The sequence below is a fragment of the Nocardia sp. NPDC056541 genome (assembly GCF_042794235.1).
Lineage (GTDB): Bacteria > Actinomycetota > Actinomycetes > Mycobacteriales > Mycobacteriaceae > Nocardia.
The window spans coordinates 173,772-186,629 of the sequence record NZ_JBHTUD010000010.1 but is presented as its reverse complement, the minus strand read 5'-3'; the positions used below and the strand labels follow the sequence as shown (position 1 = coordinate 186,629).

Genomic DNA, 12,858 nt, shown 5'->3' with positions numbered 1-12,858 from the left:
GGTGCGTAAGCCCCGCCAGGAGCGCGAGCGACTTTGATGGCGTTGCGCGAATGTGTCCGCAGTACCAACTGTATAGAGTATGGAGGCGGAACCGCTCGCCGGGGTCGGGGTGTCTTGGTACACCTGGTTGGAGCAGGGGCGTGACATCAGGGTGTCGGGGGAGGTGCTCGACGCGGTGGCGGGGGTGTTGCGGTTGAGTGCGGCCGAGCGGACGCATCTGTATGTGCTGGCCGGGCTCAATCCGCCGGTGGCGCGGGGGTCCGCGGTGGAGGTGACCGCGGAGATTCGGGCGCTCATCGATGGGTGGGTGCGTGGACCCGCGGTAGTGCGGGATCGGTACTGGAACATCGTGGCGTTCAACGTGCTCGCGGGGCGGGTGTTCGGGTGTGACGATGGCGAGCCGCACAATTGCCTGGTCACGTTCTTCACCAGTCCTCGTTATCGCGAGCTGCCCGACCTGTGGTCCGATGCCGCACCGGGTGTGGTCGCCGCCTATCGCGCGGACGCGGCCCTCGTCCCGCACGACGACGAATTCCAGCGCGTAGCAAGCGAACTCGCTGCTGCCGAGCCGGAGTTCGCCGAGCTCTGGGAGCGACACGATGTCGGTGCGCCTGTGCAAGCCGTGAACGCCCTGCACCACCCGGAGGCCGGGGATCTCTACTTCGACGCCACCACGCTCACCGTCGCCGACCATCCCCACTGGTCACTGGTGCTCTACAACCCGAAACCGAACACCGACACCGCCGACCGCCTGGCTGCCCTCCCCCGACTGCGCCTCTCCGAATCCGCGTAGCGATCCGGTGCGGGTGCGGAACCCGGATCGGCGCGACAGTGCCGACCGTCCCGCAGTACCGTCGATCCTGGTGGTGGCACACCCCTGATAACTGCGCACTGCCTGCTCGGGCTGCCACCCGCCAGGCTGAGTTCATGACGCACAACGGTTCTCGATTCGATGGCAAGACCGCGCTGATCACGGGCGGTAGTAGTGGGATGGGGTTGGCTACCGCGCATCGTCTGATCGCGGAGGGGGCTCGGGTCGTGGTGACCGGACGCGACAAGAAGCGCCTCGACGCGTCGGTCGCCGAGCTCGGTGGGCAGGCGCACGGAATCGCCGGTGATGCCACCGATCTCGACGATCTCGACGATCTCGCCGCGGCGGTGGCCGACCGCTTCGGACACCTCGATCTCCTGTTCGCCAATGCGGGCATCGGCTCGTTCCAGACGATCGAGCAGGTCACCGGCGAGCTCTTCGATCAGGTGATCGGCAGCAACCTCAAGGGCGCCTTCTTCACCATTCAGAAGGTTCTGCCGCTGCTCCCCGACCACGCCTCGATCGTCATCAATGCCTCCTTCGGCCTGCACCTCGGGGTCTCGGGCTCTGCCCTCTACTCCGCGAGCAAAGCGGCCGTCCACAACCTGACCCGCGCTCTCGCCGCGGAATTGGCGCCACGGCGAATCCGGGTGAACGCGGTCAGCCCCGGCTACATCGACACCCCGGCCTTCCGCGCGGAGCTCTCCGAATCCGCTCGGCAGGGGGTCGCGGCCCTGTCCCCCGCGGGTCGCGTCGGCACCGCAGAAGACGTCGCCGCCGCCGTCGTCTTCCTGGCTTCGGCCGACGCCGCCTTCGTCAACGGCCACGACCTGCGCGTGGACGGTGGCCTCACCGCAATCGGCGCATCGGCGCTGGTGTAGGCCGGCTCAGCGCAGCGCGGCGCGTCCACGTATGCGGCCGAGCACCACCAGCACCACCAGTGTGACCACGACCAGGACCGTGGTTCCGGCCGCGGCGTCGAAGACTTCGCCGCGGTCGGTCTGCGCGAAGATGCTGACGGGCAACGTCTTCCAGGTGGCGGGGTAGACCATGATGGTCGCGCCGAGCTCGCCCATGGACAGGGAGACCGCCAGGCCCGCTGCCGCGCCGAGAGCGGGCAACAGCAAGGGCAGGGTGATCTGGCAGAGGACGCGAACAGGGCCCGCGCCAAGGGATTGCGCGGCCTGCCGGTAGGCGGGGTCGAGCCGATCGAGAGCGGCGGAGACGGCGCTGAAGGCGTAGGCCAGAACCAGGACCGCATGGGCGACGATGACGATCCATTTGGTCCCGCCCAGGAGCACCGGGCGTTCGTTGAAGGCGATGAGGACGCCGAGACCGACCGCTACCGACGGGACGGCGACCGGGAGGTGGAAGACGGCGTCGGTGAGACGGCGCAACCAGGTGGGCGCCGCTCGGGAGGCCAGAGCGGCCCAGGTGCCGAGGACGAGGGAGATCGCGCCGGCGAGCAGGGCGGTTTGCAGGCTCACCGAGAGGCTCGCCGCCTGCTCACCGCTGAGCGCGTTGCCGATATTGGTGAAGCCGAGGTCCGACGGCAGTGGGCCGGTCCAGCTGCCTGCCAGGGCGGCGGCGATCACGGTGGCGATCGGGGCGACGAAGACCACCGCGACCACCAGCCCGAACACGCCGAGTACCAGCGCTTTTCCGCGAGAAGTCCAGACGAGCACGATCATTGCTCCTTCGGGCGGGCGATGAACCGGGCGAACACGAACCGGTAGACGAGGTAGAGGCCCAGCGAGAGCAGCACCTGCACCGAGGCCAGCACCGCCGCACCGGGCAGGTCGAAGGTGACGATGCCCCGGGTGTAGATCAGCGCGGGCAGCGTGATGACGCCCTTGGCGCCGGTGAACAACACGATGCCGAATTCGTTGAGCGTGAGCAGCAGCACCAGCGACCCGCCCGCCGCGAGCGCGGGCCACGCCTCGGGCAGTACCACCTGCCGCAGCACCCGCCACGGCGAAGCGCCGAGACTCGCTGCCACATCGAGCTGTTCCCGGGGCAGCTGCGCGAACGCGGCCAGCACCGGGCGCACCACGAACGGGGTGAAGTAGGTGATCTCGGCCAGGATCACACCGAGCGGGGTCGTCAGAAAGTCGATGACCGGTGTGGTGGCGCCGGTCAATTCGGCGATCAGGGCGTTCACTGCGCCCGCCGTCCCGTAGAGGAAGGTGAAGGCGAGGGTGATCAGGAACGAGGGCAACGTCAGGATCGTGTCGATGAGCCTGCCGACCAGACCGGATCCAGGAAACGGCACGAAGGCCAGCACGATCGCCAGGAACGTGCCGAGCACCAGACACCCCGCCGTGGCACACACGGCGATGGAAACGGTGCGCCACAACGCTTCCCGGAACGCTTCGGAGCCGAGTACCGATGTCCACACCTCGGTGCCGCGCCCGGTCGGCGTCCGGGTGGACTCGGTGAGCACCCGCAGAATCGGATACCCCGCGATCCCGAGCACCACGAGCACGGGCGGCAAGGTCCACAGGATCGGCAACCACGACCGGCGAGGTGCGCGATCTTTCGATGGCGGCGACGCGTCGGGCCGATCGAGAACGACAGCGCTCACGACAGCACCTCGCTGATGCCCCGTTCGGCTACGAGCGCTTTCATGGCTGATCCTCTGCGCGCACGGAACTGCCTGCCGTAGTGGCTGTCTCGCCGATCGCACGAGGGATGAGCACACCCGCCGGGTCCGGAAGCTTCACCCCGACAACGGCACCGGCCTCGGTCGTGAAGTGCCCCGACACATCGGCCGCGAGCGTGCCGGGTAGCCCGTCGACCGACAGCTCGACCCTGGTCGTGGCACCACGCCATACCGAGGTCGACACAGTGGCGCGCAAGGCGTCCCGCTCGCCGGGTGTGCCGACGGTGATCGTGTGCGGGCGGATACACAGCAGCGCGTCGTCGTCGGGCGCCCACTCCGCCGGTCCCACACCGGGTTGCGGTGCCTGGGCGCGCAGGGTGTTGGTGCCCGCGGTGACCAGGGCTGCGGTGCCGCTGACGTGGTTGACGGTGCAGGGCACCAGGTTCGCGCCGCCGAGGAACCCCGCGGTGAAGTCGGTGGGCGGGCGCTGCCACAGGTTTTCGGCCGTGTCGATGTCGACGAGGCGGGCATCGCGCATCACCGCGATCCGATCCGCCAGCGCCAGCGCCTCGGCCTGGTCATGGGTCACGTACAGCATCGCGGTGTCGGGCAGCGCTTTGCGCAACGCCTGCAACTCGCCGAGCATCGAATGGCGCAATTGCGCGTCGAGCGCGGCGAGCGGCTCGTCCAGCAGCAGGACGCTGGGCTTGATGGCCAGCGCACGGGCGATCGCCACCCGCTGCTGCTGGCCACCGGACAACTCACGGGGGAGCCGCTGCGCGTAGTTGCCCATGCCGACCATGTCGAGCGCCTCGGCGACCCGTGCGGCGATCTCCGCCCGCGGCACCCGATGCGATTTCAGGCCGAACGCCACATTGCTGTGCACGCTCATGTGCGGGAATAACGCATAGGACTGCACGACGACACCGATCCCACGCTTGGCGGGCGAGAGATCGGTGACGTCGCGGCCCGCCAGGCGGACCGCGCCCGCGGTGGGCCGGACGAAACCGGCCAGCGCCTTGAGCGCGGTCGACTTGCCCGAACCACTCGGGCCGAGGAGCGCGACAGTCTCACCGACGGCGACGCGCAGGGTGAAATCGGCCAGCGCGACCGCGGCCTTGCGGCCGCGGCCGTAGCTGACCCCGACCCGGTCGAACACGATCGCGGGTTCGGTGGTGGCCGCCACGGACATGGCGGATCTCATCTGGAGGTCACCGTCGGACATCGTCAACTCCCTTGTGTCACAGCCGCAGTCAGCTGCCGGTTGCCTTCTGGTACGCCGCGACGTCGGCGTCCAGCTCGGTGAGCACCTTGTTCCAGTCGACCGGGACCACCTCGACACCGGTCATGGCGGCGGCCGGACCACCGTCGGCCGGGGCAGGCACATCGGTGCGGGGCGACACGGCGAACGCCTCGGGGCCCAGTTTCGCCTGCGCGGCCGGGGCCATCAGGAAGCTCATCAGCTTGGTGGCGTCGTCCTTGTGCGGCGCGCCCTTGGCCAGACCCATCATGTACGGGACGGCCACGGTGGAACGCTTGCCTGCGGCGGCCGGGAAGAAGACGGTGAACTTGGAGCCCTTCTCCTTCACCGTGGTCAGGTTCATCTGCACGTCGCCGTTGGCGATGAGCAGCTCACCCTTGTCGACCTTGGCCTGCAGTTTGCCGGTCGAGGACGACGGGCCGACGTTGTTGGCCTGCAACGCGGCCAGGTAGTCGAGGGCGGCCTGCTTGCCTCGCAGCTGCTGCAGCAGCACCAGCACCGCGGTGCCGTCACCGGCCTGGCCGGGAGTGGAGTACTGCAGCTTGCCCTTGTACTCCGGCTTCAGCAGGTCTTCCCAGGTGAGCGCCGAAGCATCGACCGCGGGGTTGGCGATGAAGCACAGGAAGTTGTTGGCCAGGGTCACATAGCTGCCCTCGGCGTCCTTGGCCGCGGCGGGTACAGCGGCGGTGTCGATACCGCTGGGCTGCAGCAGACCCGACTGCTTGGCCTTCTGGATGAACGGGGGCAGCGTAACGACGACGTCGGCCTGCGGGTTGGACTGTTCCTTGTCGACCCGGTTCACGACCTCGCCGGAGCCCGCCTCAACCAGGTTGACCGCGATACCGGTCTCCTTGGTGAACGCGTCGAACTGGGACTTGTACCAGCCGCCGACACCGTCGGCGGAGTACACGGTGACGGTCTTGCCGTCCGCGGATTCGGTACCGGTGCCACCGCAGGCGCCGGTGAACGCGACGGCGGTGACGCCGGCCAGCAGCAGCGCGACCTTGGACAGGCGGCGCGCGGTGAGGGAAGTACGCACGATGACAGCAACTTTCGTCTCAGATGTCGGGGGAATCGCAGGGGCGGGTGGATCGGAGGGCGACGCCGCGGCGAATACCGCGACGGCAGGTTCGTGAGCGAGCAGCGGCTCTCAGTGCGCGAGCACCAGCTCTCAATGCGCGAGCACCAGCGCCGGGAACTCGGCGACCGACGCCACGACGTGGGTGGCGCCGGCGGCGCGCAGCTGCTCGGCGGTGTGCGCGCCGGTGAGGGTGCCCGCGACGATGCCCGCGCCTGCGGCCAGGCCGGTGGCGATATCGCTGGTGGTGTCACCGAGCACGGCGATCCGGTCGACGGCGTCGACGCCCAGGCGCAGCGCGGCGGCCAGCACCATGTCGGGGTAGGGGCGGCCGCGTCCGGCGTCGGACGGTGCGAGGGTGAGGTCGACCAGGTCGGCCCAGCCCAGCGCGGCGAGGAGTTTGTCCTGCGTGCTCCGGCTGAATCCGGTGGTCAGCGCGACCCGGACACCGGCCGCACGCAGTGCGGTGATCGCGTCCACCGCACCGGGAATCGGCGCGATATCGGCCTCGTCGACCAGTGCTTCGTAGGCGGTTTCGAAGGCGCGGTTGGCATGGTGGGCAGCGGCCTCGTCGCCGTCGAGCAGCGCGCGGAACACCTCGATCTTGGACTGGCCCATGGTGTCGACCACGTAGCGGCGGGCCTGTTCCCGGCGCGGGCCCTCGGGCTCGATCCCGGCGGTGGTAGCGGCACTCTCGAAGGCGCGCAACACCAGCCCGCCGTCGGCGACGGTGGTGCCTGCCATATCGAGGGCGGCGAGCTGAATCTTGTTGTTCGACACAGGTGTTCCTCACAGTCCGATCTGGTCGGCGGTCTGTTCGCCGATGGCGGGGCCGAGCGTCATACCGCGACCGCCGGGGCCGGTGACGACCCAGACGTTGGTATCGGCGCGCACCCGGGTGACGACGGCTCCGGGGTCGACGCTCTGGCTGTAGACGCCCGCCCAGCGCCGCACGATCGGCGGCAGCTTGCGGCCGAGCAATTCCTCGGTCACCTCGGTGAGGTGGTCATAGGGTGCTTCGTCGACGTCGAAGGCGAAAGGCTCGACATATTCGTGGGTGTCGCCGATGGTCAGGCCACCGTGCAGGCGCTGCACGCACAGCAGCTGCATCTTGTGCTCGGCGGCGGTCGCGGTCTGCGATTGCTCGGCGGCCAGCGAATCCAGCTGCGGGCCCGCGAAACCCGGGTAGTAGCGGAAGCTGTCGCCGTCGGCGATCGCGGTGGTGAGCGGTTCGCCCAGCGGGGCGGTCTGCATCATCTGCAGCCGCACGCGGCGCACCGGCAGTTCGCCCGCCAGCTCACGAGTGAGCCCCGAGTGAGCGGCGCCGGGGCAGTGGACGACCAGGTCGGCCTCGTGGCGGCGACCGTGATCGTCGACGACCACCGCGCCGGAACCGGTGTCGAGGACCGCGCGGGCCTCGGTGCCCTCATGAAAGGTGTAGCGATCGGAGGCAGCCATGTGGGCGCGCAGCGCGGGCAGCGCTTGCCGCGACTCCACGGCGGCATCGGTCGAGCAGTGCAGGCCCGCAAGGTATTTGCCGCGCACCGCCGGGTTGATCGCGCGCACCTGGTCGGGGTCGAGCAGGGTGAAGCCACGGGCATCGGCGGAGTCGCCGGCAGCCGCGGCCTCGGCGACAGCGAGTTCGGCGGGGGTACGCACCAGCGTGATCGAACCGGCGGGCCGGAAGCCGACGCCGGCCACCCGGCCGCCGATCTCCTCCCACAGCTCGCGCGAACGCAGCGTCAGCTCCAGCTCGTTCGCCGACCGGCCCGAGACCCAGACCAGGCCGAAGTTGCGGACCGTCGCGCCGCGGGCTTCGCGCTCGCGTTCGAGGTGCACGACCTCGTGTCCACGGGCTATCGCCGCCCAGGCGTGGGCGGTGCCGAGGATCCCTCCACCGATGATGACCAATCGCATGCCACCGATAGTGGCAAATGGTCTAGACCGATAGGTGTGGGCCGCGAGAACGGCAAGTTAATTTTTGGTATAGACCAATCCGGGTAGGGTGGACAGCATGGATTCGCCGCAGACGACCCGAGTTCCGAAGGTGTTCCTGGTTCGCACCGAAATCGATCTGCTGCTGGCCGATCTCACCGAGGGCGACCCGGTGCCCTCCGAACGCGACCTCGCCACCCGCTTCGGCGTCGCCCGCGAGACCGTGCGACAGGCACTGCGAGAACTGCTGGTGGAAGGCAGGATTCGCCGTCAGGGCCGCGGCACGGTGATCTCCCGCCCCAAACTCACGCAGCCACTGTCGCTGCGCTCCTATACCGAGGGCGCGATCAGCCTCGGCCGCACCCCCGGCCGCATCCTGGTGGCCTGGGAAGACGTCGCCGCGGACGCGGCGACGGCCACCGACCTCGAGGTGGAGCCGGGCACCGAGGTGATGCACCTGGAGCGGGTACTGCTCGCCGACGGTGAACGTGTCGGACTGGAGAGCACCTACCTGCCGCTGCACCGCTTCGCCGCCTTGCGCGGCAGCTATGACCCCACCACTTCGCTGTACGCCGCGATCCGCGCCACCGGCGTCGAACTCGCCGGTGCGCGCGAACGCATCGAAACCGTACTCGCCGCCCCGCGAGAGGCGGGTCTACTCGAATGCACCACCGCACTACCGATGTTGCTGCTGCACCGGCGCAGTGTCGACGCCGACGGCGCACCCATCGAACGGGTGCGCTCGCTCTACCGTGGCGACCGCATCGCCTTCGAGGCGAGACTGTCACCGGAGCCGGCGTAGCCCCTCACTGCTCGGGCAGCCGCCGCCGCCCACCGGCCACATCGGTGACCAGATCTGTGTAACCATCCACAAGCTCGGCAAGGTGGTACCAGTGCTTGTGGGTGTTGTCACTTCGCGCGCCGTCGATGTCGATCGCCTGATTGGCATCCACCCAGCTACGCGCCATCCGGTCGACGACCGCACCGAGACTTTCGGTGTGCAGCGAGGCGCCGTTGCGATGCAACGGGATCTCCTGGACACACCAGTCGTTGATATCGTCGACGAGTTCACTTCGACGGCAATCGATCTCGGCGATCAATGCCGTATCACGCACCTGCCCCCGCCGTTCGTGCAGTTCAGCGAGTGCGTGCGCTGACCGCAACAATTCGCGATCTTGAAATCGCCGCCCCTGAAATGCGCACAACAATTGCGGAGCGGTGGGCAGTATGCCCATCACCGGCGCGCTCATCGCACGGCCCCGAATTCACCCGACACCCAAGATTTGTCTACCAACATGATTGGCTCTCGATTCGGTTATCCCGGTCATCTGTTTGGATTGTTCGCAACCAGGCTAACTGGATCATGCTCGCTCAGAAGGCGAAACGCAAGATTGCGTTATCACTCCTGCAGTAAAGCCGCCCTGACAGAACTTGGAGTCACATGCGCAGCGCCGCACGGTCTTCCGGCGCGCCTCGCGGACTCGCCGAACACCATGGCAGGCCCTATGCCGCTGTCTTCGCCGAACGCGTGACACAGCGGCCTTGCAGCGCAATAATGCGTTTCATGGCAGGCAAGCGCACGACCCTGACCGTCCGGCTCCGCAGGCTCGCGGCCATGTTGCGCGAGTTGCGCGAAAGCGCCCAGCTGAGCAAGGAAGACGTCAGCGCGCGAACCGGAATCAACGTCACCACGCTGTACCGGATCGAAATGGCGCAGGCGCGCCCACAACGTCGCACTCTCGGCGCCATGCTCGACCTGTATCAGGTCGACGACAAAATGCGCGAGGAAGCGCTCAGCTTGCTGACCGACGCGTTGAAACCCGGCATGTCGCGACCTTACGAAGGCGCGGTGTCGGAGGTGTATGCGAATTACATCAACTTCGAGGCGGAAGCGTTGTCGGCCAGGCAATACCAGACCTCGACGGTGCCCGGCCTGCTGCAGACCTTCGAGTACGCCGCCGCCGTGATCGACACCTCGATGCCACGCCTGGATGCCTCGGTGATGGAGAGCCGGGCGCAGGCGCGCATGGATCGCGCCATCAACCTGACCAAGGACGACCCGCTGGAATTGTGGGTGGTGATGGACGAGGCGGCGATCCGCAGGGTGGTCGGTGGACCCGCGACGATGGCAGGCCAGCTCGACCGGCTGCTCGACGAGACCAAGCGCAAGAACGTGATCCTGCAGGTACTTCCGTTCGACGCGGGCGCGCACCCCGGCATGGCGGGCTCGTTCACGCTGCTCGACTTCCGCAATCCCGTCGACCCCGAACTGGTGTACGTGGAGAGTATGTCCGTGCACGATCTGGTCGAGGGGCACTCGGAGATCCGGCGATTCGGCGTGATCTTCGACCAGCTGCGGGCGATGGCGTTGAGTCCCCGCGATTCGGCCAAGCTGATCACCGAGGCACGGGACGCGATCACCCGGTCCGCGTCCGCTCAGTAGCGGCTGGCCCGGCGGAAACCGATCGCGGCCGGTAGGGCGAAAATCGCGATCGCGCCGAGCGACCACGCCAGGGTGGCCAGCAGCGGGCCACGCACCGGCCCGCCGAGCGAGAGGCCGCGCATGGTGTCGATGGCGTGCGTGAGCGGGTTGTGCTCCACGATCGGGCGCGCCCAACCGGGATAGGCGGCGAGCGGGACGAATCCGGTGCTGAAGAACATCAGCAACGACGAGCCCAGCGAAACAACCTCCACCAGTGCGGCTCCAGCCGTGTACACCGCCAGTGCGGTAACCATCGTCGCGAAGCCGAGTCCGTACAGCACCGGGATGGCGAACAGGGCGATCGCGGCGGGCAGGCCCTGGGTGAAGCGGAATCCGAGCGCGATGCCGACCGCGAAGATCACCATGGTGCACACCAGGATCCGGACGCCTTCGGCCAGGACGCGCGACAGCAGACCCGAGGCGCGATGGACCGGCAGTACCCAGAATCGGGACAGCAGTCCCTCGTCGCGCTCGCGGCCCAGGGTGACCGCTCCGGCCAGGGAACCCGACATCACCCCGACCAGTGCGACCATCGGGACCGACCCGTAGAGGGCGTCGGCGCCCGCGAACGACGACACCTGTTTGCCCAGTACGGCATTGAGCATCACCAGCAACAACGCGGGGAAGAGCAGGGCCTGCATCACGGTCAACGGGTCTCGACCCCAGCGAGTCAGCAGCCGCCGGGTCTGGATCACGGTCTGCGGTAGCAGCATTCGCAGCGACTCGCTGTGCCGCGCGAGGGCGGGCAGGGGAAGGGTTGTCATGCGGCCCGCCGGGCGGCATGGCGCCAGGACAGACCGCCGCAGACCACCAGGATGCCGAGCGCCCAGGCCAGACCGGGGCCCAGGGTCGCGAGGTCGACGGTGCCCGCGTCACCGGTGGAATCGCCCGCCAGCGCGCGCAGGCCGTCGACGAACTGGGAGACGGGCTGATTGCGGGCGAAACCCTGGATCCAGCCGGGAAATTGGCTCGCGGGCGCGAAGCCGGTGGACACCATGCCGAAGATCAGCTGGGGCAGGACGAGGATCTGGGTGGTGGCCTCGGGACTGGCGGACACGCTGCCGAGCAGATCGGCGCCGCAGCTCAGGGACGTCGCGATCAGCAGCGAGAACGCGAGGAAGCCGACTGTGTGCCACCAGCTTCCGTAGAACCGGAACCCGATGACGGCGCCGCAGACGAGCGCGGCGCCGACCGCGATCACCGCGCGGTGGGCGGCCGCGGTGATCCTGGCCGCGAACGGGACCCAGCGTGGCATCGGCAGGGTCGCGAACCGGACGTCGAGGCCGTCACGGGCATCGGTGGCCGCACGGAACGCGGCCGAGATGGCGCAGAACGCCACGGCCTGCATGACGATCATCGGCATCAGGAACTGGGCATAGCTGCTCAGGCCGTGCCCGTAGACGGTCATCACGAGGTTGAGCGGGACGTAGAAACCGAGGGTGAACACCGCGGGGGCGAGCAGGGCGGTGAGGATCTCACCGGTGCGCCATGCCGGACGGATCAGCCGTCGCGCGAGCACCCACCACTGAGTGAACGCCACCGTCGGCGCGCGGTCGGGCGTGAGCTCGTCGGCGGTCGGCACGCCCCCATCGTGGTCGATGCGCGCGGTGGTGCCGGGGAACCCGGTCAGCATGTCGTGCGCGCGGAGGGCGGGGCGGTCGCGAGGATGCGGGCGATTTCGGGGAGGACGTCGGGTGCGGTGAGGTCGCGCGGGGTGGCGTCGAGGACGAAGCCGGTGACCGCACCCTCGACGTAGGGGCGCCACCGGCGAACTGTGGCACCGGGGTCGAGGCGATCGGTGCCGCCGGGCTCCCGGCCCGGGATGCACACGGTGAGGTCGCCGAGGAGCCACGAGGGCCGGTGTCCGGCCACCATGCGTGCGGCTGTGGCGCTCAGGTCGGCCAGTCGGTCGAGATCGTCGCCGGTGACGTCGATCGTTCCCGCCATGGCGGCATTGATCGCCGCGGCGGTGTCGTCGGAGGTCGGGGTTGTCGAGCCTTCCGCAGCTGCGTCGAAGGCCGGGCTGTCGACACCGAGCAGCGAGGCGATACGGTCGGCCGGCAGCGGCGCCGGGGCGGAGGCCTCGGGGTCGGTGGCGAGAACGACGACACGGACTCGCTCGCCTGCCGCACGGAGCCGAACCGCGACTTCGTGGGCGACGAAACCCCCTGCGGACCAACCGAGTAGCTGGTACGGGCCGTGCGGGGCGATGCGGCGGATCTCGGCGAGACAGCGGGTGGCGTAGTCGCGGATCGTGCGCGGTTCGGCGCTCGCCTGCAGACCGTAGATCGGGACGCGAGGATCGAGGTGGGCGACCAGGCCCGCATAGTTCCAGGCCAGGACCGCTTCCCCGGCCAGGCAGAACAGCGGTGTGCCGTCGACATAGGCGCTGTGCGGGCGGATCGGCAGCACCATCGCCGTTGCCGCGGAATCGGCACGCTCGCCGACGGGCGGCTCCGTCGAACAGGAATCGGGCCGACCAGCCGTCCACCCGCAGGCGGACGGCAGGTCGGCCGGATCGTCAACGGTGCTCACAACACATGATACGTCGCACGAAACCCCCAGCAGCCCAATACTTTCGGGGGCTTCCGCCACAGACCGACCGCGCATCCGAACTCCTTCGCCGACCCGACCACAGATGGTGTGAGTTCCACTGTCGCGCGGGACGGCCCCGACCCCAACCCTCCCC

At 68.7% G+C, this 12,858-nt stretch carries 14 protein-coding genes; 4 read left to right on the top strand and 10 right to left on the bottom strand.

Features of this window, described 5'->3' with window-relative positions:
* Positions 1–79 precede the first annotated feature (79 nt).
* Both ACFQ9R_RS19595 and ACFQ9R_RS19590 read left to right on the top strand, forming a co-directional pair.
* Positions 80–793: a helix-turn-helix transcriptional regulator gene (locus tag ACFQ9R_RS19595; protein WP_378992241.1), complete on the top strand. Its 714-nt coding sequence runs from the start codon at positions 80–82 to the stop codon at positions 791–793.
* Between the two features lie 134 nt (positions 794–927).
* Complete coding sequence (locus ACFQ9R_RS19590; RefSeq protein ID WP_378992240.1) at positions 928–1,692, top strand: glucose 1-dehydrogenase; 765 nt, start codon at positions 928–930, stop codon at positions 1,690–1,692.
* 6 nt (positions 1,693–1,698) lie between these two features.
* Here the strand turns inward: ACFQ9R_RS19590 and ACFQ9R_RS19585 are convergent, their stop codons facing one another.
* The 6 genes from ACFQ9R_RS19585 to ACFQ9R_RS19560 form a co-directional block, all read right to left on the bottom strand.
* Entirely contained in the window at positions 1,699–2,502 is an 804-nt protein-coding gene (locus ACFQ9R_RS19585) for an ABC transporter permease (protein ID WP_378992238.1), read from the bottom strand.
* Positions 2,499–3,395, bottom strand: coding sequence for a 2-aminoethylphosphonate ABC transporter permease subunit (locus ACFQ9R_RS19580; protein WP_378992236.1), 897 nt, complete (start codon positions 3,393–3,395; stop codon positions 2,499–2,501). Before ACFQ9R_RS19580 ends, ACFQ9R_RS19585 begins: the two co-directional genes overlap by 4 nt.
* A 40-nt stretch (positions 3,396–3,435) precedes the next feature.
* Positions 3,436–4,638, bottom strand: coding sequence for an ABC transporter ATP-binding protein (locus ACFQ9R_RS19575; protein WP_378992235.1), 1,203 nt, complete (start codon positions 4,636–4,638; stop codon positions 3,436–3,438).
* Between the two features lie 28 nt (positions 4,639–4,666).
* Complete coding sequence (locus ACFQ9R_RS19570; protein WP_378992234.1) at positions 4,667–5,713, bottom strand: 2-aminoethylphosphonate ABC transporter substrate-binding protein; 1,047 nt, start codon at positions 5,711–5,713, stop codon at positions 4,667–4,669.
* Positions 5,714–5,845: 132 nt separating this feature from the next.
* The gene (locus ACFQ9R_RS19565; protein ID WP_378992232.1) at positions 5,846–6,532 is read right to left on the bottom strand and encodes a phosphonatase-like hydrolase; all 687 of its coding nucleotides are present in this window, start codon (positions 6,530–6,532) and stop codon (positions 5,846–5,848) included.
* Positions 6,533–6,541: 9 nt separating this feature from the next.
* Positions 6,542–7,669 (bottom strand): TIGR03364 family FAD-dependent oxidoreductase, encoded by a 1,128-nt coding sequence (locus tag ACFQ9R_RS19560; protein WP_378992230.1) that lies wholly within the window; start codon positions 7,667–7,669, stop codon positions 6,542–6,544.
* Positions 7,670–7,766: 97 nt separating this feature from the next.
* Here ACFQ9R_RS19560 and ACFQ9R_RS19555 point away from each other — a divergent pair, with 97 nt between their 5' ends.
* Complete coding sequence (locus ACFQ9R_RS19555) at positions 7,767–8,489, top strand: GntR family transcriptional regulator (RefSeq protein ID WP_378626415.1); 723 nt, start codon at positions 7,767–7,769, stop codon at positions 8,487–8,489.
* Positions 8,490–8,493: 4 nt separating this feature from the next.
* Here the strand turns inward: ACFQ9R_RS19555 and ACFQ9R_RS19550 are convergent, their stop codons facing one another.
* Positions 8,494–8,853 (bottom strand): DUF4254 domain-containing protein, encoded by a 360-nt coding sequence (locus ACFQ9R_RS19550; protein WP_101468584.1) that lies wholly within the window; start codon positions 8,851–8,853, stop codon positions 8,494–8,496.
* 398 nt (positions 8,854–9,251) lie between these two features.
* Between ACFQ9R_RS19550 and ACFQ9R_RS19545 the strand changes: the two genes are divergently transcribed.
* Complete coding sequence (locus tag ACFQ9R_RS19545) at positions 9,252–10,130, top strand: helix-turn-helix domain-containing protein (protein WP_378655165.1); 879 nt, start codon at positions 9,252–9,254, stop codon at positions 10,128–10,130.
* Here the strand turns inward: ACFQ9R_RS19545 and ACFQ9R_RS19540 are convergent.
* Genes ACFQ9R_RS19540 through ACFQ9R_RS19530 form a run of 3 tightly spaced genes read right to left on the bottom strand, consistent with a single transcriptional unit; the run spans position 10,124 to position 12,704 of the window.
* The gene (locus ACFQ9R_RS19540; RefSeq protein ID WP_378992228.1) at positions 10,124–10,933 is read right to left on the bottom strand and encodes an ABC transporter permease; all 810 of its coding nucleotides are present in this window, start codon (positions 10,931–10,933) and stop codon (positions 10,124–10,126) included. The two genes, ACFQ9R_RS19545 and ACFQ9R_RS19540, sit on opposite strands and share 7 nt — an antisense overlap.
* Complete coding sequence (locus ACFQ9R_RS19535; RefSeq protein ID WP_378992227.1) at positions 10,930–11,802, bottom strand: ABC transporter permease; 873 nt, start codon at positions 11,800–11,802, stop codon at positions 10,930–10,932. The genes ACFQ9R_RS19540 and ACFQ9R_RS19535 overlap by 4 nt, the downstream gene beginning before the upstream one ends.
* Positions 11,796–12,704, bottom strand: coding sequence for a thioesterase domain-containing protein (locus ACFQ9R_RS19530; RefSeq protein ID WP_378992226.1), 909 nt, complete (start codon positions 12,702–12,704; stop codon positions 11,796–11,798). The genes ACFQ9R_RS19535 and ACFQ9R_RS19530 overlap by 7 nt, the downstream gene beginning before the upstream one ends.
* Positions 12,705–12,858 lie beyond the last annotated feature (154 nt).